Origin of the sequence: Sulfitobacter sp. JL08, assembly GCF_003352045.1 — a bacterium.
In the GTDB taxonomy this organism is placed as follows: domain Bacteria; phylum Pseudomonadota; class Alphaproteobacteria; order Rhodobacterales; family Rhodobacteraceae; genus JL08.
In genome coordinates this window covers 3,808,291-3,833,916 of record NZ_CP025815.1, presented here as the reverse complement: position 1 = coordinate 3,833,916, position 25,626 = coordinate 3,808,291, and the positions used below count along the sequence as shown (strand labels likewise).

General features: G+C 58.2%; 23 protein-coding genes. 3 read left to right on the top strand and 20 right to left on the bottom strand.

Annotation, left to right across the window (positions count from 1 at the left end; genetic code table 11):
- Positions 1-6: 6 nt before the first annotated feature.
- The 8 genes from C1J05_RS18865 to C1J05_RS18830 form a co-directional block, all read right to left on the bottom strand.
- The gene (locus tag C1J05_RS18865; protein ID WP_114871607.1) at positions 7-1,266 is read right to left on the bottom strand and encodes a BatD family protein; all 1,260 of its coding nucleotides are present in this window, start codon (positions 1,264-1,266) and stop codon (positions 7-9) included.
- The gene (locus C1J05_RS18860) at positions 1,263-2,795 is read right to left on the bottom strand and encodes a vWA domain-containing protein (protein ID WP_254684648.1); all 1,533 of its coding nucleotides are present in this window, start codon (positions 2,793-2,795) and stop codon (positions 1,263-1,265) included. The genes C1J05_RS18865 and C1J05_RS18860 overlap by 4 nt, the downstream gene beginning before the upstream one ends.
- Positions 2,792-3,775 carry a VWA domain-containing protein gene (locus tag C1J05_RS18855; protein ID WP_368073720.1) on the bottom strand — a complete coding sequence of 328 codons (984 nt, stop codon included), beginning with the start codon at positions 3,773-3,775 and terminating at the stop codon, positions 2,792-2,794. Before C1J05_RS18855 ends, C1J05_RS18860 begins: the two co-directional genes overlap by 4 nt.
- The gene (locus tag C1J05_RS18850) at positions 3,772-4,251 is read right to left on the bottom strand and encodes a DUF4381 domain-containing protein (protein ID WP_114871605.1); all 480 of its coding nucleotides are present in this window, start codon (positions 4,249-4,251) and stop codon (positions 3,772-3,774) included. Before C1J05_RS18850 ends, C1J05_RS18855 begins: the two co-directional genes overlap by 4 nt.
- Positions 4,248-5,183 carry a DUF58 domain-containing protein gene (locus tag C1J05_RS18845; protein WP_114871604.1) on the bottom strand — a complete coding sequence of 312 codons (936 nt, stop codon included), beginning with the start codon at positions 5,181-5,183 and terminating at the stop codon, positions 4,248-4,250. Before C1J05_RS18845 ends, C1J05_RS18850 begins: the two co-directional genes overlap by 4 nt.
- 11 nt (positions 5,184-5,194) lie before the next feature.
- Positions 5,195-6,181, bottom strand: a complete 987-nt coding sequence (locus C1J05_RS18840) for an AAA family ATPase (protein ID WP_114871603.1) — start codon at positions 6,179-6,181, stop codon at positions 5,195-5,197.
- Positions 6,182-6,223: 42 nt separating this feature from the next.
- Entirely contained in the window at positions 6,224-7,192 is a 969-nt protein-coding gene (locus C1J05_RS18835) for an HAD family hydrolase (protein ID WP_114871602.1), read from the bottom strand.
- 119 nt (positions 7,193-7,311) lie between these two features.
- Complete coding sequence (locus tag C1J05_RS18830; RefSeq protein WP_114871601.1) at positions 7,312-8,901, bottom strand: arylsulfatase; 1,590 nt, start codon at positions 8,899-8,901, stop codon at positions 7,312-7,314.
- A 165-nt stretch (positions 8,902-9,066) separates the two neighbouring features.
- Between C1J05_RS18830 and C1J05_RS18825 the strand changes: the two genes are divergently transcribed.
- Positions 9,067-9,774, top strand: a complete 708-nt coding sequence (locus C1J05_RS18825; protein WP_114871600.1) for a Crp/Fnr family transcriptional regulator — start codon at positions 9,067-9,069, stop codon at positions 9,772-9,774.
- A 198-nt stretch (positions 9,775-9,972) separates the two neighbouring features.
- Positions 9,973-11,910, top strand: a complete 1,938-nt coding sequence (locus C1J05_RS18820) for a multiheme c-type cytochrome (RefSeq protein WP_114871599.1) — start codon at positions 9,973-9,975, stop codon at positions 11,908-11,910.
- A 15-nt stretch (positions 11,911-11,925) separates the two neighbouring features.
- Here C1J05_RS18820 and C1J05_RS18815 read toward each other — a convergent pair whose 3' ends face one another.
- From C1J05_RS18815 to C1J05_RS18765, 11 genes are all read right to left on the bottom strand, one after another.
- Complete coding sequence (locus tag C1J05_RS18815; protein ID WP_368073719.1) at positions 11,926-13,203, bottom strand: NAD(P)/FAD-dependent oxidoreductase; 1,278 nt, start codon at positions 13,201-13,203, stop codon at positions 11,926-11,928.
- Positions 13,204-13,263: 60 nt separating this feature from the next.
- The gene (locus C1J05_RS18810; protein WP_114871597.1) at positions 13,264-14,817 is read right to left on the bottom strand and encodes a trimethylamine methyltransferase family protein; all 1,554 of its coding nucleotides are present in this window, start codon (positions 14,815-14,817) and stop codon (positions 13,264-13,266) included.
- Positions 14,814-15,575 (bottom strand): NAD(P)-binding domain-containing protein, encoded by a 762-nt coding sequence (locus tag C1J05_RS18805; RefSeq protein ID WP_114871596.1) that lies wholly within the window; start codon positions 15,573-15,575, stop codon positions 14,814-14,816. Before C1J05_RS18805 ends, C1J05_RS18810 begins: the two co-directional genes overlap by 4 nt.
- Entirely contained in the window at positions 15,572-17,050 is a 1,479-nt protein-coding gene (locus C1J05_RS18800; RefSeq protein ID WP_114871595.1) for an aldehyde dehydrogenase, read from the bottom strand. The genes C1J05_RS18805 and C1J05_RS18800 overlap by 4 nt, the downstream gene beginning before the upstream one ends.
- Positions 17,050-17,955: a dihydrodipicolinate synthase family protein gene (locus tag C1J05_RS18795; RefSeq protein WP_114871594.1), complete on the bottom strand. Its 906-nt coding sequence runs from the start codon at positions 17,953-17,955 to the stop codon at positions 17,050-17,052. The genes C1J05_RS18800 and C1J05_RS18795 overlap by 1 nt, the downstream gene beginning before the upstream one ends.
- Complete coding sequence (locus C1J05_RS18790; RefSeq protein ID WP_114871593.1) at positions 17,945-18,649, bottom strand: GntR family transcriptional regulator; 705 nt, start codon at positions 18,647-18,649, stop codon at positions 17,945-17,947. Before C1J05_RS18790 ends, C1J05_RS18795 begins: the two co-directional genes overlap by 11 nt.
- A 100-nt stretch (positions 18,650-18,749) precedes the next feature.
- Positions 18,750-20,147, bottom strand: coding sequence for an FAD-binding oxidoreductase (locus tag C1J05_RS18785; RefSeq protein WP_114871592.1), 1,398 nt, complete (start codon positions 20,145-20,147; stop codon positions 18,750-18,752).
- Positions 20,148-20,248: 101 nt separating this feature from the next.
- The gene (locus C1J05_RS18780) at positions 20,249-20,761 is read right to left on the bottom strand and encodes a DUF6505 family protein (protein ID WP_114871591.1); all 513 of its coding nucleotides are present in this window, start codon (positions 20,759-20,761) and stop codon (positions 20,249-20,251) included.
- The gene (locus C1J05_RS18775) at positions 20,758-21,465 is read right to left on the bottom strand and encodes a biotin/lipoate--protein ligase family protein (protein ID WP_114871590.1); all 708 of its coding nucleotides are present in this window, start codon (positions 21,463-21,465) and stop codon (positions 20,758-20,760) included. Before C1J05_RS18775 ends, C1J05_RS18780 begins: the two co-directional genes overlap by 4 nt.
- Positions 21,462-22,529: an Mrp/NBP35 family ATP-binding protein gene (locus tag C1J05_RS18770; RefSeq protein ID WP_114871589.1), complete on the bottom strand. Its 1,068-nt coding sequence runs from the start codon at positions 22,527-22,529 to the stop codon at positions 21,462-21,464. The genes C1J05_RS18775 and C1J05_RS18770 overlap by 4 nt, the downstream gene beginning before the upstream one ends.
- Position 22,530: 1 nt before the next feature.
- Positions 22,531-22,725 (bottom strand): DUF6494 family protein, encoded by a 195-nt coding sequence (locus C1J05_RS18765; protein WP_114871588.1) that lies wholly within the window; start codon positions 22,723-22,725, stop codon positions 22,531-22,533.
- Between the two features lie 98 nt (positions 22,726-22,823).
- Between C1J05_RS18765 and C1J05_RS18760 the strand changes: the two genes are divergently transcribed.
- Positions 22,824-23,570 (top strand): c-type cytochrome, encoded by a 747-nt coding sequence (locus C1J05_RS18760; protein ID WP_114871587.1) that lies wholly within the window; start codon positions 22,824-22,826, stop codon positions 23,568-23,570.
- Here C1J05_RS18760 and C1J05_RS18755 read toward each other — a convergent pair.
- Positions 23,564-25,516, bottom strand: a complete 1,953-nt coding sequence (locus C1J05_RS18755; RefSeq protein WP_114872447.1) for a 4Fe-4S binding protein — start codon at positions 25,514-25,516, stop codon at positions 23,564-23,566. The two genes, C1J05_RS18760 and C1J05_RS18755, sit on opposite strands and share 7 nt — an antisense overlap.
- Positions 25,517-25,626 lie beyond the last annotated feature (110 nt).

Below are 25,626 nucleotides of genomic sequence, written 5' to 3'. Positions count from 1 at the left end.
GACGGGTCAGAACGGGTTGAGTGCGGGCAGGGATGACGCCTGATCATTCGACAATGCTGCCTGTTCGGCCTTGCGCGCGGCCTCAACCGCGCAGCCCAGTTCAGCCCACGCAGCTTTGACATCCGGTTTGGTGCCGGAGCCGAACTGCGCAGCGGTGATCGACAACAGGGCCGTATCGATGGCGGTTTGCGCCACGGCTGATCGGGGGGGCATCCGGTGCCGCCAGATTTCCAGCCAGCGCAAGGTTTCGTTCAGATTGTGATGCCCGATGGCTTTGCGCAGGTTTTGATGGGCGTAAGCCTCGCTTGCCTTGCGTTCGGATTTGCGGCGCGCACGTCGCTGGCGAAGCACAGGCCACAAGAACCGCCACATGGCCCAGCCCACGATCGCCCCGCCGACCCCCAAGGCCATCCACATCAGGATCAGCGCGGGATCTGCTTCGCGTTTTGGCGTGGGGCCTGGCTCTATTTCAAAGCTCGCACCGTCCAGTTCCACGGTTTCCACCTGGTTTGAAGACAGATTGAACCACTCCAGCTGCAAGACCGGCAAGCTGACTGGCCCTGCCTGCGTGGCAATATAGGATATCTGTTCCGTGCGCGTGCCCGACAAAACCCCGCGATCAACGGCTTCGGTGACTTTGGGATCTTGCGGATATCCCCGCAGATTTTCAGTTTCAGTTTCGACCAGCAAAGGCGGAAGAAACAAGGGTGATGTGCCTTCGACGCTGATTTCAAGCTGTCTGGTGATCGCATCCCCGACCTTGATCGGCCCGTCCGCTGCGGTGATGGATTGGGTGATCTCCAGGTCCTTGGCAAGAATGACGGGATCAAGCCCCCTGGCCCCCTCGGGAATGGTTGACGTGAACGCAAAAGCGGGTGTGGAAAGCGTTTTCGTGACGGGCGTTACGCCGTCGTCATCTTGATATACAATTGTCAGGTCAGAGGCGGGCAACTGGAATGTGCCCTCGATCATGGGATAGATCGTATAGGTGCGGATCACGCCCGACCATGTTTCCCCGTCGATGGTTTCGCTGGTCGGGTTGGTGGCGCGCCCGTTCAGCCTGACCATCAGGTTGGGCGCTTCGAAGGATGGAAAGGCGGGCGGGGACGGCATGAAGGTCGGCACCAGCACCTTTAGCCGTACGATCAGGGGCTGGCCCAAAAGAACCGTGTCTTCCTGTGCGCTGAATTCGATCTTGGGATCTTGTGCAGCCGCGGGCAGGGCCAGTGCAAGCGCAAGGCACAGGGTGATCACAAACCGGATCATTCCGCCACCTGCGAATTTTCAATCAGAAAGCGGGATTTCAGAAAGTCACCTACATCCGTATCAACCGAGCGCATCCATTCATCTGCCGTTTGCAGGCCACCGCCTTCTTTTTCGGATTCGATCTGGGTTTCCGCACCCATCCCGCTTTCATTGTCAAAGACGATCTCGTCCGCGCCGATACCGGCCTCTTCGCCGGTGTCGGATTGCGCCTGTGTTTCTTCGACCAGCTTCACCATTGCGGTTGCGACTTCCAGATTGTGGCGGGCGGCGTCGAAATCCGGTTGCAGTTCCAGCGCCCGTTCAAAGGCGCGCATGCCCGGGCGGTACTGGCGGTTGCGCAGGCGGGCCATGCCTTCGCCAAAGGCGGCGTCGGCCCCCTCCATCGCGGCATAGCTTTCGGCCGCGGCCTCGTACTGGCCGTCTTTGAACTGGGCATATGCGCGCCATTGCGGATCCTGAAACAGGTCGGCGGCCGCCTTGAAATCCTTGTCGTCAAAGGCCAGACGCCCCTGTTGATCCGGTGTCCAGAACCAGCTTTTCCAGCCATCTGCACGGGCGGCATTGGGCGTGTTCAGGCCCACAACCAGCCCGATCAGAACAGCCCACCGCATCGTCCACCCTTTGCGGAACCACAGCAAAAGCAACAGCGCAGCAGGCCATCCCAAAAGCCATCCCCTGTCATTCCAGGTCTGCGTTTCATCGTCCAGCAGCGCCTTGCGGTAGGCGGACAATATGCGCCGCTCGATCCGGTCAAGATCGCTGTCATCCGCACTTAGCCGCACGGTTGATGCATTCGGGACAGTTTCCAGCTGCGGGAGCACAACGCTGTCGGGTGCAATCACGAAAAAGACAACGGGTGGCCGTGCGTCGGCTTCATTCGCGAACGCGGCGCTGTCGGCTGGGGTGAAATCATCCAGCACAAACAGAATAGCGCCAGGCGTCTGGGTGCGTTCCAGTTCGGCCACCGCCTTGGTCAGGGCTGCCGCCGCATCGGCGCCGTCCTTGGGCATCACTTCGGGGGAAAGCCCCTGCATGTAAGAGCGCAGGATATTCGGATCGGTTGTCAGGGGGGCGACGCGATGTGCCGTCCCTGCGTAGGCGATCAGGGCGGTTTCCGCACCTGCCCGCCGCGCCACGAGATCAAGGATTTTGAATTGCGCGCGGTCCAGTCGGGTGGGCTGAACATCGTTTGCTTCCATCGATGGCGTCACCTTGATCGCGACAGCCAGCGGGGCCGTTTGTGCAAGCAGCGGATTTGGCAACCGGCCCCATGTCGGCCCGGCGGCCGCCAGCGCCAGAAGCACCAGAAACGCAGCGACACCGTCGATGGGATAAAACCGTTGCCTGCCCTGTCCGCCCACTGTCAATGCCTTGGCCAGATGCGCAGGAAACCCTTTGGTCAATGCCGCCTGCTGATCCGCTTTCGGGCGGATCCGCCACCATAACAGGGCAGCCAAAGGCACGGTGATCAACCACCACGGCCGGATGAAATGAAAAACGCCAAGCCAGTATGTGATATCTTCCATCATGCGCGCCGCCCCGGACGGGTCAGATGCAAGAACGCCAGAACCACAAGGCCAATCACAAGGGCAAGCGACAGCGGGATAAATCCGATCTGGTCGCGGGGCTGAAAGGTCTGGGTGTCGGTGACGCGCGGATTACTTTCATCAATCCGGTCGTATATTTCGGCCAATCCCTGTTCATCATCGGCGTAATAGAACGATCCTGATGCACGGGTTGCGATGTCTTCCAGCGCGTCCAGATCAAGCCGTTCTTCGCCGCTGCCTTCCGGGTCGCCGACCCCTATCGTGTAAATCGTCACGCCCGCCTGTGCGGCAATCTCGGCCGCGTTTACGGGGCTCATCATGCTGCTGGTGTCGGCACCGTCACTAAGCAGGATCAGCAGGCGCTGGTCCACTTCGCTGGTTTCAAAGGTGCGGATGGACAGGCCAATGGCATCGCCGATGGCCGTATTCGGCCCCGCCATGCCGACCTGTGTCTGGTTCAGCAATTCCGACACGCTGTCCAGATCTTCGGTAAACGGTGTCTGAACATAGGCTTTTGCGCCAAACACGATCAGGCTGATCCGATCGCCTTCCCGATCGGCGATAAATCCAGCGATCACATCCTTGACCGCTTGCAGCCGTTGTTTGCGCGTGCCGTCGGGCGCTTCCATATCGCGGTCATCCATGGACCCTGAAATATCGACGGCCAATATCAGATCCCGTGTCGATTTTTCGATTGTTACAGGATCACCCAGACGTTCCGGCCGTGCCAGAGCCGTGACCAGAAGAATCCAGCACAGGATGGTGGTCAACATCTGCAATCTCGACCGTGGCAGAACCAACGCGCCCTGTGACACCGCGCTTTGCGTGGCGCTGGTGACCTGGCGAAAGAACGGCACGCGCAACGCTGTGGTGCGTTCCTTGTGCGGTGGGGCCAACCACCATACCAACAGGGGAAGCGGTAATAGGCAGAACGCCCAGACAAAGCCAAAGGTCAGCATCATGGCACTGTTCCCTTGGTCGTATGCGATTTGATCCAGCGGCGCGCCGATGCGGCCAGATCCGTATCCGGTGCGGTCGCTGTGTAAGGCGCATTCAGCAGTGTTTGCCCGGCATCGGTTCGGGACAGTTTGATATCTGGACAGGTCGCATCCAGAAACCCTAGCCAGTCGTCACCGATCAGGCCCGCCACCCTGTCGCGCGGGTACGCGGCAATTGCGGTCCGTCGCAGGATATGTGCAATCATTGCCGGATTGTCGCCGGCATCTTGCAGTGCGGCAAGCGCTGCGCGGCGATAGGCGTTGGCGCGGTATCGCCGCCGCCACAGGGCAATAGCAACGATACCGGCGGCTGTGATGACGGCGGCCAAAATCAACCATCCTGCCGTTTGCGGCGTCAGCGGCACCTGCGGCGGCGTCGTGATCGGGATCAGCTGATCATAAAGTTCGGTCAGGCCGAGTTTTGAAAGATCCTCGCTCATGTCGGTTTGCGTCTTGCGCCCATCAACGCAAGTATCTGCGGCAGGGTTTCCGCCGCCGCCGTCAGGGGCAGAACTGGAATGCCATATTTCTGCGAAATCTCCAGCAAGGTCTTTAGCCGGGCCGAAGCAAAATCCTGCAGCTTTTTGCGTGTCTGGTCTGATCCGATGGCCAGTTGCGCCTGTAACTGACCGTCGGACACAACGATATCCAGATCCTTGGGCATATCGTCGGCGATGGGATCGGTGACGGTAAACAGAATCACGTCATTATGCTGGGCAAGGGCGCGCAGTATTTTTTCTGTCGTGGCGTCCATGCCGTCGAAATCGCTGAACACCAGAACAAGCCCCTTTGTCTTGGCGATGCGCGATGCAGCGGCCAGCGGCTGGTTCAATAGCATGGATTGCGCGGGAATATGATCTGCCGATAACGCCGAATTTGCTGACGCCACCGACGCCAGAAACCGGTTCAGCGCTTTCAGGCTGGACTGTGGCCGGTGTTCGATCACGGATTCATCATTGAATACGATGCCGCCCACACGATCGCCCTGTTCACGAATGGCAAAGGCGGCCAGCGCGGCGGCTTCGGCGGCGGTGACGGATTTCATGTTCCGCTTGCTGCCAAAAAACATCGACATCCGCTGATCCACGATCAGAAGCGCGGGTCTGTCCCGTTCTTCGGTGTAGACGCGCACATAGGGTTCTCGCGCCCGCGCCGTGACCTTCCAGTCAATCGTGCGGACATCATCGCCGATACTGTAATGCCGCAGTTCTTCGAAATTCAGGCCGCGCCCTTTCAGACGCGAGGCATGGCGCCCGTTCAGGATACTGTCGACCGGTTGACCGGGCAGAAAACTGATGTGGCGCGCCATCAGTTTCAGCGCCTGAAGATGTGCCAGATCAACATGGATGCGAGGGTCGGCGAGATCGGCCATTGGCGTTCCCCTTACGGCAGTGCGACCAATTCGATCAGGGTATCGATGATGTCGTCCGCGCTTACCCCTTCGCCCTGCGCCTCGAATGTCAGTGTCAATCGATGCCGTAACACGTCATGGGCAATGGCCCGCACATCTGCCGGATCGACATAGTCGCGCCCCGACAGCCAGGCATGTGCCCGTCCGCATTTGTCCAGCGCAAGCGATGCGCGCGGGCTGGAGCCAACTTCGATCCAGCGGGCCAGATCGTCGCTCAGCGCCTTGGGGGTGCGTGTGCCGTAGACCAGATCGGCCATATACCTGTCCATTGCGTCCGACACCGTCACAGCGTCGATTTCAGTGCGGGCATCAAACACCGCCTGTTGCGGGATCGGCGCCGGCCCTTCTTTGTTGGTCTTTGATTTGGGGGCGTTTGCCGCCGCATCCTCGGCGCGCACCAGACGGATGACTTCAACCTCGTCCTCGACTGGGGGGTAATCAACGCGCACATGCATCAGAAACCGGTCCATCTGCGCTTCGGGCAGGGGATAGGTGCCTTCCTGTTCGATCGGGTTTTGCGTGGCCATCACAATGAACAGGGGCGGCATCTTGTGCGTTGTCCCCGCAACTGTCACCTGCCGTTCCTCCATCGCTTCCAACAGGGCGGCCTGCACTTTGGCCGGGGCGCGGTTAATCTCGTCGGCCAGAACGATATTGGCAAAAATCGGCCCCGCCTCGAACCGGAATTCCGCGCCGGTATCCGACTGGTGATACACTTCGGTTCCCGTGACATCAGAGGGCAGCAGATCGGGCGTGAACTGGATGCGGCTGAAATCAGCTTCGAGGTTTTGCGACATGGCCTTGACCGCGCGGGTTTTCGCAAGGCCGGGCAGGCCTTCGATCAACAGGTTGCCATTGGCCAAAAGCCCGATCACCAGCCGTTCGATAACATCCTTCTGGCCGATGATGGATTGCGCCATGCGCTCTTGCAAGGCGCTGATCTGTTCACGTGCCGACATTGCTGTTCACCCTGTTTGTTTTCTACGCTGTCTAAGCCTGTTTCAGGGCCAGACACGCGCCCAGTCATTTGCCATGTCCACAATCAGCCATCCGCGGTCGGGGCCTTCGTCCAGTCCGCGTACAAGTTTGCCGATATGGCTGTCGCGGTCATAGGCAACTTCGCGTTCGGCGTCGGTGTGGTGAACGATCAGGCCAAAGCGCGGGCCTTCGCCGCTTGTCGCCCATTCCAGCATGGCGAAATCGCCATCAGAATTGCCACCCACGAAGATCGGGCGTTTGCCGATCTTGGCGTCGATCCCGACAGGTTTGCCTTCCTTGTCGTCGATAAATGCAATGCCGGGCGTTTTCACGACAGTCGGAACGCCATCAATCACCTGATAGCTTGAGTTGAGCGCGCTTCCGATCACCTGGGATGGCGGAATGTTATACGCTTCTTCCGCAAAGGCGCGCATGAAGTGAACGCCACCGCCAGAAACGATGTAGGTCGAAAATCCTTCGTCGCGCAGATACCGCAACAGTTCGAGCATGGGTTGATAAAGCATTTCGTCGTAGGGGCGGCCTGTTGTCGGATGGCGTGCCGTATCAAGCCATGCAAGAACATCTGCCTGAAAGTCATCGACAGACATACCCGAATGCGATGCATCGATGATTTCAAGCAATCCCTTTTCACCACCCGCCATGATGCCGTCCATATCGCCCGCCGCCGCCGCCTTCAGAACATCTGACGTCAGAATATCGGGGTTGTCTGCTGCCATGCGCGCAACGCGATCAATGGCATAGATCAGTTGGAAATAGACCGGTTGTTCGCTCCACAATGTGCCGTCGTTGTCGAATACGGCAATTCTGTCGTCCGGTCTGACATAGGTGTCCAGGGACGGGTCTGTCACGTCATCGACAAAGTTTATGATACGCGATTTGGCATCGGTTTCGTTCCAGGATGGCAGGGGGTCGGCGATAACCGGGGCTGCACACAGGGAAGCAACCAGTGCAAGACTGAAGCTCAAACGCATCGAAACTCTCCTCGGGAATAACAAATCTGGATCAATTGTACCGGAGACACTACTGGCAAAAAGCGGCGTTGCGCGGACAAGGTACCGCGCAACGCCATGTCATGTAAAAGCGACAGATCTTACGGCGTACCTGGCGGGGTCGACAGTTTCTCCATCACCTTGTCGAGGCTGAAGCTGGCTGCTTCCTGACGGGGCGGATATTCCTTGAAGGTTTCAAGGAATTGCGCCACGTAAGCCTGCGCCGGTACGAGCATGTAGGCGCGATCCAACATCCAGTCATAATAGGTGTTTGACGTGCGATAGCCGCGTTCATAGGGATCACGTCGCAGGTTGAAGATCAGCGGTGTGCGCAATGGCGTCAACGGCTCGATCCAGGCGCGGAATGTCGCCCATTCCTTCTGCTCAAGGAAGGTGATCTTCCAGTCACGATACCGGAGCGCGGCAAGGTCGCCATCGTCGGTAAAGTAGAAGATCTCGTTACGTCCGCTTTCCTTGGTTTCTCCGGTCAGCATCGGCAGAAGGTTGTAGCCGTCCAGATGCACGCGGTAATCGCGCCCGCCACCCACTTCGGCGACTGTGATACCTTCCAAAAGGTCTTCCTTGACTGTTTCATTGCCTGCGGCGGCAAGAAATGTCGGCAACCAGTCCATGTGATGCACGATTTCATTGCTGACCGATCCTTCGGCAATCTTTCCGGGCCAGCGCACCATGGCAGGCACACGCCATGCGCCTTCCCACTGGGTGTTCTTTTCACCCCAGAACGGTGTCATGCCGGCGTCAGGCCACGTGTTCATGTGTGGGCCGTTGTCGGTCGAATAGAACACGATCGTGTTGTCGGCGATGCCCAGTTCATCAAGAGTGTCGAGGAAATTGCCGATATCCATGTCATGTTCGATCATGCCAGCGGTGTATTCATCCACCTTTTTGCCAACGATGTCGTCGGCGATTTTCCGGTTTTCGTCGCTGACATGGGTGCGGAAGTGCATCCGTGTGCCCGACCACCAGACAAACCAAGGCTTGCCCTGTTCCTCGTTGCGCTTGATGAAGTCGATGGCTGCGGCTGCTGTTTCGTCATCCACGGTTTCCATCCGCTTTTTGGTCAGCGGTCCGGTGTCTTCAATTGTGCCATCGGATGAGGACTTGATCACTCCGCGCGGACCAAAACGGTCACGGAAGGTCGAGCCATCGGGCATAATCATGTCGCCGGGATAATCTTCGTTCTCGGGCTCTTCCTCGGCGTTCAGGTGGTAGAGGTTGCCCAAGAACTCATCAAACCCGTGGTTCGTCGGAAGGTGTTCATCCTTGTCGCCAAGGTGGTTCTTGCCAAACTGGCCGGTGGCGTAACCTTGCGCCTTGAGAAGGCCGGCAATCGTAGGGTCTTCGATCTGCATGCCCTCGTCAGCGCCGGGCAGGCCGACCTTGGACAGACCGGTGCGGAACACCGACTGGCCCATGATGAACGATGACCGTCCGGCGGTACAGGACTGTTCACCATAATAGTCGGTGAAAAGCATGCCTTCGTTGGCGATTCGATCAATGTTCGGCGTGTTGTATCCCATCATGCCGCGTGTATAGGCCGAGATGTTGGACTGGCCGACGTCATCGCCCCAGATCACAAGGATGTTGGGTTTTTCGTCCTGCGCCCAGGCGGGTGCCGCGATTGCAACGGCGCAGGACAGCACCGCCAATCGTTTTAAGGTTGACCGCATGAACGCGGTTCCGGGTAGGTGATGTCGCATCGCTAAAAGGCCTCTCTGGTTGGTATTGAAATCAAATCACTACATTAAGTTTGATGTCGGTTTCGCAAATGCCACACTGGCAATTTGACCGAATACCTTATTGTTAAACATAATCGGATTTGACAAAATAATCATATGACAGTTTTGGAAAGAAAAAGATCACGACCGGCCAGTCGCAGTGTTCTGGAGGGTTTTTCAAGAAGTGGCTGGCTGGCCGGTCGCTCTGAAAACGCCCGCCGGTTGATCCTGTCCTGCGGACGGGTGCGCCGTTACGAAGAAGGCGAAACCATCTATCACATCGGTGATCCGCCAGAGGGTCTTTACGGATTGATCAAGGGTGGTGTGATCGTAACGATTCCCAATGACGCAGGTACCGATTTTGCGGTGTATCAATCCACCAACGGATTCTGGATCGGTGATCTTGCTCTTTTCGCGGATCAGGTGCGTCTGGTGTCTGTCGTGGCGTCGGAAGACACAGAGGTTCTGTTTCTGCCAAGCCGAAGAATACAGAAGCTGGTTGGCGAACACCCCGAACTGATCCAGGATTTCTATGCGCTAAGCCATGTCAACATGGCTATCGCCCTGCGCCTACTGGCCAACATGGCCATTCTGGACACAAAAAAACGAATGGCGGCGTGGCTGCTGTTTTCAAATGATGGGCTAGGTGGAAACGAAACCTGGATTCCCACGTCGCAGGAACGTCTTGCCGCGATGATTGCCGTGTCGGTTCCCACGGCGCAGAGATTGCTGAAATCGCTTGCCGGGCTGAACCTGGTCGAGATCGGCTATCGCCGTCTGCGCGTCAGGGACCGCGCCGCATTGGTGGAATACTTGCGATCCTGATCCATCGCCGTGACGGGTTCGAATGCTTCTTTGCCCTATCACGCAGGCGCGACAAATAGGGGCGGCCACTGCGCTAGACTTGCCGCGGGTGCCGTGCCAGTCTCTTACAGGTTGTCGCCTATCACGTTGGTCAGATCCTTGATAAAAAGTTGCTTTTCCCAAAATGCGATCTTCCGGTCGGGCCAGCCCGTGTCCCGGATGGTGGCCGGTTTGCTGATTGGTCTTTTGCTGTGCCTTTCAGGTGGGCCGGCATCGGCGCAAACCCCTTTTGTACCTGCCTATATCGGGTCCGAAACCTGCCGCGATTGTCATCTTGACGAGGCGGAACAATGGGACGGGTCACATCATGCGCTGGCGTGGACACCCCCCACCGAAGGCAATGTTCTGGGCGATTTTGATGATGCCGATTTTTATCACAGAGGTGTGCTGACGCGGTTTTCGTTCGACGGCGACAGCTATTTCATCGAATCGGACGGGCCGGATGGTGCGATCACAAAATATCCCCTGGCGGGGGTGGCCGGGATCGCGCCGCTGCAACAATACCTGATCGAAACCGAACCCGGTACGGTGCAATCCTTTGATGTGGTCTGGGATGTGGAAAAGCAGGAATGGTATCACCTGTATCCAGAACAGGATTTGCCGGCGAGCGACGGTTTGCACTGGACCGGACCCTACAAGAACTGGAATGCGCGCTGCGCGGAATGTCATGCGACGGCGTTTGAAAAGAATTACGATCCGATCGCCAGAACCTATTCCAGCACCCAATCTGAAATCGGTGTCGGGTGCGAGGCCTGTCACGGCCCCGGAGAGGCACATCGCGACTGGGCCGTTGCAAATGATACCTATGATCCGGCGCGCTGGGCCAAGGTTGGCGAAACAGGATTCAGCATGGATTTCGATGCCGGGCCCGAGGCCGAAATACAGCAATGTGCCAGTTGCCATGCCCGCCGCGAACCGTTCACGGACGGGAACCCGTTGCCCGGCACGCCGTTCCATGATGCGTATCGCCTTAGCCCGCTGCGCGATGGGTTGTATCATCCGGACGGGCAGATCCTTGAAGAGGTTTATGTTTACGGGTCTTTCCTGCAATCCAAAATGTACGCAAAAGGCGTGGCCTGCACAGATTGCCACAATGCGCATACGGCAGAGCTTAAGGCCGAAGGGAATGCGGTTTGCGCGCAATGCCATTCACCGGCGGCCAACCCGCGTTTTCCGACGCTTGTCGCGGCAGATTATGATGATCCCTCACATCATTTTCACGAACAGGGCAGCGAAGGCGCGCAATGCAAAAGCTGCCACATGATCGAGCGCGATTATATGGGTATAGACGGGCGGCGTGATCACTCTTTCCGTATTCCGCGTCCGGATCTTTCGGTTATCACATTGGCCCCCAATGCCTGCAACGATTGCCATACAAACGAATCGGCGTCCTGGGCGGCGGAAAAGGTTGAAACCTGGTATCCCGACAGCATCAAGCGCGGCCCGCATTTTTCACAGGCGATGGCGCGCGCCCGGTCCGATCCCCGCGGTCAGGTCACGGGGCTGATCGAAATTGTCGAGTATCAGGCCCTGCCCGCAATTGTCCGCGCCACCGCGCTTGAGGTTCTGGCGGCGGTGACGGATCCGCAAATCGCGGCGCGCCTGCAACCTGCGTTGCAAGACCCCGATCCCATGGTTCGCGCCGCGGCCATTCCGGTGCAGCGGGGTGCGCCCGAAACCGAACGGCCCGGCCTGTTCATGAATATGCTGGAAGATCCCGTGAAACTGGTGCGGATGGCCGCAGCACGCGAGTTTTTGAACCTGAACATCGTGCGCATGCCGGAACGCGTGACGGAAAGTCTGGGACAGGCGATGGGGGAATGGCAGCAGACATTGCAGGCCAAGGCGGATTTTCCTGAAACCCAACTGGTTTTGGCTGGGATCGGTCTGACCACACGGCGTATGGATTCGGCGCTTTCGGCCTTTGGCGAAGCGGTGCGCATGGACCCGCAGATGGTGCAGGCGTGGATGATGATGGTCCGGATACATGCGGCCCTTGGAAATATCGACGCTGCAATTGAAACGGCGGATGCGGCATTGGCTGCCAACCCCGACAACATAGATCTGAGCCTGATGCGGGCAGAGCTGGCGCAGTAGACGCGCGCGAAAGCCTTATAGTTCCTTGCCCGCTTTTCGTTCCTGAAAGCGCATGAACGCGTTCGCGCCCAGATAGGCCAGCGGCTTTGGCGGCAAACGCGTTGGCTGGTCCGCCTTTGCTGCGGCATCAAGTTGCGCCGACTTGTGGCCGGTGGCCAGTTCTGCCGCCAGCAATCCGGCCAAAGTGCCTTTGGCGGTGCCCAGCCCGTTCTGGCAGCAGGCTGAAAACAGGCCGGGTTCCAGTTCGCCAATCACCTGAACGTTGTTGCGGCTGATGCACAAACGCCCGCCCCAGCGGTATTCCATTTCGACATCGGACAGCATCGGAAACCGCGCGCGAAAGGCACGATCATGTGTATGGCCGACATCGGTGATCCGCCTGTCTGGCACCGTCATGGACGGATCATAGGTAAACCGGTTGCGGATCACGATCCTGTCGCCGCCTGTGCCGGAAATCCTGCGCACTGTCGTGCCCATCGGATCGGCAGGCGTGACCCCCCATACCGGATCGCCACCCAAACGGACAATCTGTTCGGGTGTCATCGCCTTGGTCATTGAGGCATATGTAAAGACGTGCATCAGCCGGTTCCGATAGAATCCGAAACTGTTCAGATGCCCGTTCACTGCCAGAATGACGTTGGGTGCCGTGACCGTGCCCTTGGGTGTGGTGGCGACCCAACCGGACGGTCTGGCCAGTTCCACGACCGGGCTGTTTTCGTAAATTGAAACCCGGTTTGAACGCAGCCCCTTTGCAACACCCCGCACAAACATAGCCGGCTGGATCATCGCGGAATGCGGGGTGAACAACCCGCTTTGGTAATAATCCGTTCCTGTCATGGCCTGCATCTGCGCGGCGCTGCGCAATTCGTGCGCTTCGCCCATGCTGGTCAGGTGGCGGGCATAATCCAGATTGTGCCGATGCCCCGCATCTGTTGCCGCTGCATTGATCTTGCCGCATTGCACAAAAGCTTCTTGCGACAGGTCGAAATCGCGGGCCATCTCTGCGGCAAAGGCAATGGCATGACGGTTGGCAATGGTCTGGGCGCGGTCGGCGTCGAGTGCGCCGCCATAATCGCTGGAGGACAGATCATGTGGCAGATCGATCATGAAACCAGAATTGCGCCCCGCCGGGCCTTCGCCGATGCGCGTCGCGTCCAGAATGATGATGGTGTCTTTCGGGCGCAACTGGGTCAGCCGCCGCGCCGCCGCCAATCCGGCAAAACCGGCACCGATGATCAGCCACTCAGCGGTTTGCGCCCCGACTTGTTCCTCTACGGGCGGCGGTGCAGGCAATAGCCTGTTCCATGCAGCAGGGCCTGGATCAACGGGAAGCGCGCGCACCTTCATGGCGGATCAATAGCTTTGATTAAGGGCGTCAGCGGCAGGGATTTCGCGCTCTCGCCGAGCGATGTAATCCAGCAATGCCTCGTTGACAGCGGGATCCAGTCTTGGTTCCTCGTATTCCTTTAACATGGTGCGGGCATGGGCGTTTGCCCTTGCGTTGATGTCGTGAGACCCTTCTGCCTGCCATTGTTCGATTGAATTGTTGTCAAACAATTCGGGCATGAAAAACGCGCGTTGAAAATTTTCCAGCGTGTGGGGATGGCCCAGATAATGCCCGCCCGGTCCGACATCACGCACTGCGCGCAAGGCTTCGTCAAAATCATCCCAGCGGATGCCCTGGGCCATGCGGTAGCCCATCGCGCATTGTTCGGCATCAACCACAAATTTGGCCATCGAACAGTGCATTCCGGCCTCGTTCCAGCCGGCAGAGTGCCAGATGTAATTGGCCCCTGCCATCAGCACGGCCATCAGGGTTGTCGCGCTTTCATATCCGGCTTGGGCGTCGAATGTCTTGGCCCCGCCCAATGTGTTCGACGTGCGCCACGGAACGCCATAATACCGCGCCATCTGGCCGATCATGAAATTCATCAGGCTGATTTCCGGGGTGCCCGCCATCGGTGCGCCCGATTTCATGCTGACCGTGCTGAGGTAATGGCCATAGATCGCAGGCGCGCCCTTGCGGATGACCTGCGTATAGGCCAGCGCGCTTAGCGCTTCGGCATTCAACTGCGCGACGGTGGGGGCTACGGATGCGGGCGTGTTTGCCCCGCCCAACACGAAAGGCGAACACAGAACCGGCTGATTGCGGCGGCTGAACGCCCGCATGGCGCCCAGCATGGTTTCATCCCAGACAAGCGGGGAATTTCCGTTGCAATTGCCGGTGACAACTGGATGCATTTCCAGAAACTCCTCACCGAACAGGATGGCGCACATATCCAGCACATCTTCGGCGTTCTTGGGGCTGGTGGTCATACCCATGAACGTCTTGTCGGAATGTTTCATCGACGAATAGGTGATGCGCAGATGGCGCTGGCTGATCGGATGATCGTAGGGTTCCACAATGTGATGCGCAGATGAATGCAGCGCCGGCAGCATGTGGCTAAGCTTGTGAAAATTGGCCAGATCATCCAGTGTCGGATTGCGCCTGACGTTATCAAGATCGCGCAGATAGGGCGCACCCGTCATCGGTACAAAAATGCTGTGGTTCTTGCCGAAGGGCAGATTATGCGCCGGATTGCGCGCGTGGTAGGTAAAGCTTTCCGGGATCGTCGAAATCAGATCGCGCACCAGAGCACGATCCAGATGCACCCTGTCACCATCGCGGACATCGGCCCCTGCCTTGCGCCAGTCCGCAATCGCAACGGGATCGCGGAACACCACGCCAACCTCTTCCAGAATATCCATCGAAGCCGCATCGATACGCGCGATCTGTTCGGCGTCCATCGGTTCTGTCAGGGGCAAACCGCGTTCAAGCGCGGGCAGCATCGCCACATCGCGTTGCTGGCGGGTGGCCTTGCGCGCGCCACGTCCGCGCCGGATCGTACCTACAGCATCCACGCTCATGATTTTGTCTCCAGACGTGCGTTGATCGCATCAAGTGCTTGTTTCAATGTGTCATGGCACCCGCCGTCGCGCAGTGCGGTCGTCATTTGCAGACTGATGGTTCCATCGGTGGCCAGTGCATCGCGTTCGCGCGACAGTTGACCTGCATCTGATGGTGGCAGCGCGGCCAGAAAACCGCGGATCAGCTGAGTTGTGTAAAGCGCCGCGGCGTCCTGATCGCCGGTGGCATCGCCCAACCATCCTGCGCCGGTCGACATCAGGTCAAGCAGGCCGGGCAGCAGCGTGCAGATCGCGAAGTGCTGGTTCAGCGCGCTTTCCGAGGCCAGCTCGATCACCGGATTTTCCGGTGAAAACAAGTGTTCCAGCAGAGTTTTGGACGGGTACGCAGGCAGGGGGCAGCCCCCGGCTTCCAGAAATCCGAACGGGATGGTCAGGCTGAAATCAGCGGCAGGCGAACAAAGGGATTGAAGACGTTCCAGCGCAACGCCTGCCATTACCGAAATGATCTGCTGGTCCTGTCTGAAATTCAATGCGGTCAGTATGTCTTCGGCCAGATGGGGCCGTACGCAAAGAAACACGATGTCAGAGGCATCCACCACGCTTTGATTGTCCGCAATCCTGACCCCGTGGCTTTTGTTCAGGTCCGCCGCGACATCCGCGTTGCGATCTGACACTGAAATCACATGCCCGTGGTCCGACAGGAACCGCACCATCGGGGCCGCGATGTGGCCGGTACCGATAAAGCCGATGGCGCTCATCCCACGTTGTCCCCGTCTGACGGGTCGGTCAGATCGATCCAGATGGTTTTCAGTTCGGTGTACTGGTCGTGAGCGTGAACGCCATTGTCCCGCCCGCCAAAGCCGGATTGCTTGTACCCGCCAAAAGGCGTTGCTGCATCGCCTTCTCCGTAACAGTTCACGGTTACGGTTCCGGCGCGGATGTCTCGGGCCACCCTGATCGCCTGACGCGCGCTGGCCGTGAACAGCGAAGCCGCCAGCCCGTATTCGGTATCATTGGCAATTGCGACGGCTTCATCGGTGCTTGAAACTTCGATCACAGCCAGAACGGGGCCAAAGATTTCTTCGCGCGTCCGTTTGTCGGATTTGGGTACTTCATAAACAACGGGCTGAACATATGGCCCCTTGCCAGCATCCGATTTGTCCATATAGCTTCGCACTTTCGCGCAGTGTTCCGCATCAACCAGCGCGCCCAGATGGTTGGCGGGGTCCAGCGGATCGCCGGTTTTCCAATCCCGCATGCGCGCCTTGATCCGGTCCATCAGTGCGGATTTCACATTCTTGTGGACAATCAGGCGCGAGGCGGCGGAACAGTTTTCACCCATGTTCCAGAACGCGGCATTCACCACATGCTGCGCCACATGATCAAGGTTTTCGGCATCTGCCAGCACGATAGCGGGGTTTTTGCCACCGCATTCCAGAACCACCTTTTTCAGATTGCTGTCGGCCGAATACCGCAAAAACCGCCGTCCGGTTTCTGTTGATCCGGTAAAGCTGACCATATCCACCCCGCCGTGCCGCCCCAGCGGTTCACCCACAGACGGCCCGTCCCCGGGCAAAACCTGCAAGACACCGTTCGGCACACCGGCTTCGTAGGCCAGTTCGGCCAGCCGCAGCGCGGTCAGGGTGGTCTGTTCCGCGGGTTTCACGATCACCGAATTCCCGGCGGCCAGTGCGGGCCCGATTTTCCATGCCATCATCAAAAGCGGGAAATTCCATGGCAGTATGGCGGCTACAACGCCAACGGGTTCGCGCACGATCAGGGAAATCGCATCGTCGCCGGACGGCCCCGTCTGGTCATAGATCTTGTCGATCGCTTCGGCGTGCCATTTGATGCAGTTGATGGTTTCGGGCAGATCGATCGATTCGCAATCGCGGATCGGTTTGCCACTGTCGAGGCTTTCCATCACGGCCAGTTCGCGCCGGTTTCGGGTGATCAGTTTGCACAGACGGATCAGTGTGTCTTTTCGTTCGGACGGGTGGATTTTGGCCCAACGCCCCTGATCGAACGCATCGCGTGCCTTTGATACGGAAAGATCAACATCTGCGGCGTTCGCGGTGCTGATCTGTGCCAGTTCCGCGCCTGTCGCCGGGTTGATTGTCGCCATCATCGGCCCCGCGCCCTTGTGGAATTTGCCGTCGATAAACGGCGCGCGCGGCAGGGTCAGAGAACCTGCGATGGCTTGGTATTCTGCGTGGGTCAGCAAATCGGTCATTATGACTCTCCCGTGATCTGGGAAATGGTTGTGTTCATGGTGCGAATGACCTCGGCCAGTTCGCGTTTGTCATCTTTGTTCAGCGGTTGCAGCGGTTTGCGCGGCGGTCCGGCATCTATGCCACGCAGGGTCAGCCCGTTTTTGATGCACTGGATGAACTTGCCGCCCTGTTCCAGCACCCGCATCAGCGGTAGCATGGCTGACATGATCGCGCGCCCCTTGGTAAAATCACCCTCGACGGCGCAGGCACGATAAAGCGCGATATGTGCCTCGGGGGCGAAATTTGATCCGGCGCAAACCCAGCTGCGTGCGCCCCAGGCGAAAAACTCCAGTGCCTGATCATCCATGCCGCAGGACAATGCGATATGCGGATAATCCCGCGCCAGCATGTGCAGGCGGTTGATGTCACCGCTGCTTTCCTTGATCGCGCAAAAATTGGGGGACCGTCCCAGCCGGTTCAGCGTGTCTTCATCCATGTTGACAGACATGCGGCCGGGATAATTGTAAAGCATCACAGGCAGGTTGGCCGCCCGGTCAATTGCAAGCGCATGAAGGGCAATCTCACGCCCTGTCGGGTACGCGTAAGGGGGCGTGGCAACCAGAATGGCATTCGCCTTGTGGGCCTTTGCCGCCAGCGCAAATTCTATGCTGTCTTCGGTGCGGATGGCGCCGGTGCCGATGATGACAGGAACCCGCCCCTTGATCAGATCAGTGGCGCGTTTCATCATCCAGACACGTTCTTCGCCGGTTTGCGCATAATATTCGCCGGTTGTACCCGCCACGATGATGCCGTTCACACCGGCCCCGATCAGGTGTTCTACGGTATCGGCCAGCGCATCTTCGTTGACGGTGAAATCATCATGATAAGGTGTGATCAGGGGGGTGTAGATGCCTTCAAACTGCATTGCGGCGCTCCTTGAGGGAAATCACATCCAGTGGCAAAGGGTCGGGGGTGACGAAACGTTCCAGGCGATCTTTTGACAGATCCCAGTGTTGCAATGTCAGGTCGATGGCCAGCGCGGGTTCACGCGCTTCGATTGCGGAAATCATCGCGTCATGCTGATCGCTGGCCTTCTTTACCAAAGCCTGTTCCGTGTCTGATTCCGGGCGATAGAATGTCTGGCTTAGACGGGTATGATCGACCAGCATCCGGCTTAGACTGGCCACGAGATACGGGTTATGGGCCATTTCGCCGATGATGGCGTGAAAGCGGTGGTTCAACATCGCAGCTTGCGCGGCGTTTGCATTTTTTGTTGCTGTCGCAAACTGGGTCTGGGTTTTCTTCAGGTCTTCGATCTGAACGGGTTGGCGGTTTTCGGCGGCCAGACGGGCAATGTTGGCATAGATCAGCGGCGCCGTCTGAAAGAACGTGCGCATTGTGTTCAGGTCCATCGATGCCACCTTGGCGCCGCGGTTTTCGGCCAGTTCAAGATACCCGTCACCGGCAAGACGCTGCACTATCTCGCGCAGGGGCGTGCGCGAAATTCCGTAGTGATCAGCAAGAGTGACTTCGTCCAGATCAGAGCCGGGGCCCAAATCCAGTGTCAGGATTCTAAGCTTCAGATCGTTGAGACAATCCAGTTTTCGGGATTTCGACAAGGGTCAGTTCCTGATTCTACAAATTGTGGACATATTGTATACATTTTAATAGGGCGTGACCTGTGACCGAGTCAAGCCATTCCTGCGGCCTGATATCGGTTCAGGTTTCAGCGATGTCGATTGTGATGACCTTGCCGGGATTCATGATCCCGTTCGGGTCCAGCGCAGATTTTATCATCCGCATGATCTGGAGTTTTCCTGCATCGCCGTAGCGGCCCAGATCAGACCGTTTGTCTGTTCCGATGCCGTGTTCTGCGGAAAAGGATGCGCCCGAAGCGGCAAGACCCTGATAAACGATCTCTGAAATAGCATCGTGCAGTTCGCCGATTTCGTCAGTGCCCGAGATTGTCAGATGCAGGTTGCCATCGCCCAGATGCCCCATCACAAATGTTCGGATCGAGGGGTGCAACTTTTGCAGCGCGTCTTTTGTGCGCGTGACATAGCCGTCAAGCATGCTGTGGGGCAGTGAAACATCATACCAGAAGTTATGCGAAAACATCTTTTCCAATGCCCAGCTGTCTTCGCGCACCATCCAGATGTTGTTTCGTTCCCGTTCGTTCTGGGCCACGATCACGTCTTCACATCCGGCGGTTTCCAGTTGCTCGGCCAGAGGATCCAAAAACGCATCAACAGACCCGTTCAACGGATCCATTTCAAAGGCAACATGCACAGAGCGATCCGGGGCAGGTAAAACGGCTTGCAGGTTCAGTGCTTTGGCCGTTTCAACCGCATAATCGCGCCACATGATCTCGGCCCGCAACAGCCGGGCAGATGGCATGGCGTTCAGGGCGTGAAACATGTTCAGCGCGGTTATCGTGTCGGAAAATGACGCGATAAAGGTGCAGCAAATGCCGGGCGCTGGTGCCAGCCGCAAAACGGCGCGGGTGATGAAGCCCAATGTGCCTTCGGATCCGATAAATACCTGTTTTATATCGATGCCTTCATTGGCCTTGGTGACCCTTTTCAGGTCGGACATGATGATGCCGGTCGCCGAAACCGCCTCAAGCCCGAGAACACGGTTGCGCATGATGCCGTTGCGAAATGCCTCGCCCCCGCCAGCATTGGTGGCGATCATGCCGCCGATGGTTGCCGTATCACGCGCGCCGATGTCAATGCCGGCGCACAATCCGTGTTTACGCGCTGCATGATCAAGCGCTGCCAACGTGGTGCCCGCTGTAACCAGCGCAAGCCGGTTCACCGGATCTATTTCAATCTCCGTCGGCAGTCTTGCGCTGCTGATAATTATCTGTCCCGCATTTGAAACAGCGCCACCTGCAAGACCCGTCAATCCGCCCTGGGGCACGGCGGAAACCCCGAACCGGTTACACAGCTTCAAGACATCGGCAACCTGTTCCGTTGATTGCGGGCGCACGGCGCATGTCGCGCCAAGATTTTCAGGGTGAAATCCGAAATCCTGACCGGCAAGAGCGTTGCCGGTCAGAATGGCGCCGGACCCGCAAATCTGTTCAAGCGCGTTTACGAAAAGCGGATCAAGCATCGGCGGTTTTCCCCAAATCCCATCGGGTCATAACCGCATGGTTTGATCTTTTGGGCAAGCACCGGAAACAGACGCCACAACAGTCTCGCGACACGCCCGTTCTAGTGTTGGTGCGGTTCTTCGTCCAGCGATCCGTGAATGGCAAACTGGTCCAGACCGGCCTCTTGCGGCTCGATCATACGAAAGGCCTCTTTCACACCGGCCTCGGTCAACTCGCGGCTTAGCATCAGCAGCGTGTTGGGGGCCTGTCCGTCGCAAAGTTCCGCCATTTGGGTCAGCTCAGCCAATGCAACACCGCGCGCGGCTTCAACGGATGGTGCGCCGTAATGGCTGACGAAATGGGCGGCCAGCATATCTATCAGTACCTCGAATTCGGAAGGTTCGATCTTGGTGATTGCAACAACAGATACCCTTCCGAAGGTTTCCAGCCCAAGCCAGCCATTGGCAAAAGCCTGTTTGGCCTTGCCCGTCAGATCACCCTCGGACCAGTTCGAGAATTCGAAACCGCCCGAAATGCACCATTCGCCCGTGCGGGCCGGAGTGTGAAAGATGTTCATATCGCTTTCATCGAAATGGATTGCGCGGGCCAGATATGCGGGGGCACCGTCTGTCATTGTGAAGCCTCCAGAACGCGGGTCAGGGGGATAAGATGGTTCGTGTCACCGCTACGAAGCAGCATCCCGAACTTTTCGTCAACGCCCAGGAATGTGCCGCTTTGATCGGCAAAGGCCACGTTTTCGCCGATATCGCTGGACAGGCCGCGCCATTCATTGTGAACGACGGCGGTTCCTTCGTCTGTCCAGCGGCTGATCCAGACCAACGTGTGCCGGGCCCAGCTTTCCAGAAGCTGAACAGCATCCACATCGGCGCATCCTTCGGCGTAAAGGGCCGTTTGATCCGGAGTGTGGCCGGTATCGTCTGACGCGGGCCAAAGCGGAACCTCAAGTCCGACGATCAACCAGTCGGGAACCTGTTCGGGGTCATTGGTTGATGCGACAGCCCGCAACCTGCCACAGGATGCCCCGTTCACCTGAATGCCGCCCTTCCAGTCGAGATGAACGGCAACCTCTGGCGGGGCCAGTGCGCCCAAAGCATTCTGGAAGCCGACACCACAGGCCGGCAGCATGGCCATTGCATCAGCCAGTGGCACTTCTGGCACCAGTACGATTGCGGCCCGCAACTCTGTTGCCCCGAGGTTGTAAACGATCAAACCCGCGTCACACCCTATGGCGGCCTGTGCCTGTGCCGTATCAAAGGGATCGGTGTCACCGGAAACGGCAAAGCCGCTAAGCAATGGGGGAAAGGTGGGCGTGGTCATGCGTTGCCATCCGCAATAAGGGCCCGCGCGACTTTGCGAAAGGCCTGTGCCTGCGCGCTGTCCGGTTTGGACACCACAATCGGTGCGCCGCCGTCGGCTGCCAGACGGATATCCAGATGCAACGGAATTTCCGCCATCAGAGGTACACCGATCTTGGCGGCTTCGCTGACAACGCCACCATGGCCGAAAATATGTTCTTCGTGGCCACAGGCCGAACAGATATGCGTGCTCATGTTTTCGATCATTCCCAGAATGGGTGTGCCCAGCTGGTTGAACATGTCGATGCCTTTTCGGGCATCGATCAATGCAACATCCTGCGGGGTCGATACAATGATCGCGCCGTTCAGCTGGGCCTTTTGTGCCAGTGTCATCTGTACGTCACCGGTACCGGGTGGAAGATCAACCAACAATACATCCAACGCGCCCCATTGGACCTGCGACAGCATTTGCTGAAGCGCGCCCATCAACATCGGCCCACGCCACACGACCGCCTGATCTTCGTTCGCCATCAATCCCAGCGACATCATCGTGACGCCATGATTGCGCATCGGCAGGATCGTCTTCCCATCGGGCGAAGCCGGGCGCCCGGACACACCCAGCATACGCGGCTGGGAGGGGCCGTAAACATCGGCATCCAGCAATCCCACGCGACGGCCTTCGGCGGCGAGGGCACAGGCAAGATTTGCCGAAACTGTAGATTTTCCAACACCACCCTTGCCCGAGGCGATGGCAACAATCCGGTCGATGCCGGGAATTTTCTGGGGGCCTTTTGCTTCGGCAGGGCGCGACGGTTTCAGATCCGGTGGCGGCGCGCTTGTGGTATGGGCCGTCATGATCGCAGAGACGCTGGCGATGCCCGGCATCGCCTTCAGTGCCGCCTCGGCTTGGGCGCGCACGGGTTCCATTTTCGCGGCCAGAGACGGGGCCACTTCAAACACAAACCGTACCGCTCCTTCGTCGACTGACAGGGCGCGCACAAGGCCGGCGGCCATGATATCCTGATCCGAAAGCGGATCCTTGATGGTTTTCAGTACTGAAAGTACATCGTCGCGCGTTACGGACACTTCAGTTATCCTGACCTGTGATTTTTCCTGTCACGACATGCTCCAGATCGAGGCCCGGAATTGTCAAAACCACCTTGGCCTCGAAACTCTGGCCGCCGGTGGATTTTCCGCGCATCGCTTCTTCTATGGCCTGTTGCGATGTCACGCCAACCTGCTTGAGGAATTTGCGCATCGACATATTGAAATCTTCGCTCATAAGCTTGTGCTCCTTTGATCTGGATGTCCGAAATGTTGACCCGCGGCGTTATGTGCCGCTAGGCTTCTGGCCTGCGGTTCAGGCAAAAAGAGGTTCGTATGCGTATTTTGTGGTGCACATTTGGCATTTGGCTGTCGATGGTCAACCTTGCACATGCGGATGACAAGACTTTCCGCCTTCTGGTTCCCGATACGCTGGAAAAGACCGGCCTGCCTGATCACCTGTTGCCTCGGTTTTCCCTTAAAACATCGGTCAAGGTGTCGCGCGTTACATCGGGTGAACCGGCCGAGCTTGAGTTGAATACCGACAATCGCGGAACGGCCGTTTTCGAGGGTCCGGCCGCAACTTGGTATCTGGATGTTGTGCAAAGCACACCTGCGGCAGACCGGTTCGTTGAATGGCTTGTTTCGGATGCTGGCGGACGGGCCATAACGGGGTATCAGCCGGACGATGGCGCGATGTTCACATTGCCGGTCGTCGCCGAAGTCGAAGATGCGCCGGTGATCCGCGACGGTGATGCCGTCGCGGGCGAACGTTTGTCGCTGGTGCATTGCGGGCGATGCCACGTTGTGAACGAAAAGAACCGCATGAAAGCCATCGGATCGACCCCGTCTTTTGCCCTGATCCGGGCGCTGGACAACTGGGAATTCCGGTTCGAGGCTTTTTACGCGCTGAAACCGCACCCGGCCTTTACGCAGGTTGATGGGATCACACAGCCTTTTGATCCGGCCCGCCCGTCGCCGATCGAGCCGATGCGGATGAGCGGGCAGGATCTGGACGCGATCCTTGCCTATGTCGTCACCATCGAACCGGCCGATTTGGGCGCGCCGCTGCAAACTCAGTGATCCTTGCGCTTTAAGAAATAATCGTCGCTGGTGCGTACTTTCGGGCGTTCTCCGGCGGCAAACGGGTTGTCATCGGAATGGTACTGCGCCTGAATGCGGCAATTGTCGCACATCTGGATCATTCTGGCGGCTTTTGGGTTGGAAAACATCGCGTGCTTCCCGGCAAGCTTTTCGGTGATCCTTTCGACCGTCGATTTCACGCCAAACAGGCTGCCGCATTCGATACAGGCAAACGGTTCTTCCTCGTTCAGGATAACCTGCGTGAATGCCGCGTCTGTCAGGTTGAACCGGGGTTCAAGGGTGATCGCCTGTTCCGGGCAGATGTTGCTGCACAGACCGCATTGCAGACAGGCATCTTCCTGAAAGCGCAACTGGGGTTTGTCGGGATTTTCCGCCAATGCGCCCGACGGGCAAAGCGACACACAGGACAAACACAAGGTACAGGCATCCGTGTCCACCAGAACGGCACCATAAGGGGCGGTTTCGGGCAGGGGCACAATCGTCGCATCCGGGGCCAGCGCCTTGGCGGCGGTGCGGGCCACCTGACGGCGCGTGCCCATGGGCAGGATCGGATCATGTGCGATATCGGCAGGGCCCGCATCAAAAAGCGAATCTGAAAGGGCATCAGGGTCGCTCACATCCAGAAGGCTGACCTTGGTGCCCGCGATCGCATTTGCCAGTTCCGTTTCGCGGGCCAGTGTTTCGCGATCAGACCGCGGCGACAGCAGTACAGAAACAGAGGAAAACCCGCTGCCCAGCGCAGCCAGCATTTCGGCATGCCCGAAACCGGCAAGTGCAGTCACTTCCAACGGGATAACGTCGGCAGGCAGGCCACGACCGTGGCGGGCGGACAGCGATATCATCTGATCGCCGTGCCCGTCATCGTGCACCAGAAGGCGCGGCACTGATCCGGCCTCTTTTCTGTAGGTTGATGCCAGAACCTGAACCCGCCGGAATACCGTATCAACCGTCGGGGCATCATATGAAATCGCACCGGACGGACACAGGGCCGAACAGGCACCGCATCCAGCGCAGATCATGGGGTCGATCGCAACATGTTCGCCGGCCGAAGTGATGGCGCCGGTGGGGCATGCATTCAGACAATTCGAACATGCCGGTTTTTCGGCACGTGAATGGGCGCACAAGGACGGCTCGAGGCGGACATACAGCGGTTTTTCGAATGTCCCGACCATTTGGGACGCCTGCAAGATCACGTCTGCGACGGCCGGGCTGTATGACGGATCGGCGCGCAGGTATCCTTCGCGCTTTTCAGGTGCGGGAAACAGCGGCGGGTTTCCAGAAAGATCAATAATGACATCACATTGCGAAGATGCACCCGACTTGGGCGGTGAAAACACGGCGGCGCCACGTCCGCCCGGTTCGATTTCCTGCAAGGCATCAAACGTCAGGTCAAACCCGCCCAGTGCGCCGCGTGCCATTTCAATGCGTCCGCGCACGATATCAAAACCGGTTTCCCTTTCCGGCGCGGTTTCGTCGGTCAAAAGAACGGTCAAGCTCAGGATATCCTTGAGCTTGCGCGCCGCCTCAAGCGCGACCGCGCCGGGCCCGATGATCAGGCATATACCTTCGGATACCACGTCAAGCGATTTGCCTTCGGCGACGGGCAACAGCGCCTCGGCGGCCAGAGCGGCCATTTTGGGTAGTTTATCGGCGGTATCGGCAGACCATCCCGCACGGTCCCGCAGGTCGACAAAACCGGGAATGTCGGCCTCCAGATCGTGGGCCAGTTCTTCGAATCGCGACCGTTCCTGCTGGCATGCGATTATGGCATCGCCAGACTCGATTGCCTTGGCGGCCAGATCAATCTGCGTGGTGCAAAGCGCTGTGTGCAGTCGGGAACACGACAATCCCGTTGCGTTCGACAACCCATCGGCATCGATGGACTGACTTCCCAAACAATCACATATTATCAGGTGTTTAGGCATCTTTTTTTGCGCTTTCATTTTCTGGAAAACCGGTTCGATTTCAGGCGGCTGCGCGCAAGTGTAGCCACGGATTCGATCCGCCGTAAACCGGAAAACTTGATTCGGGTTCG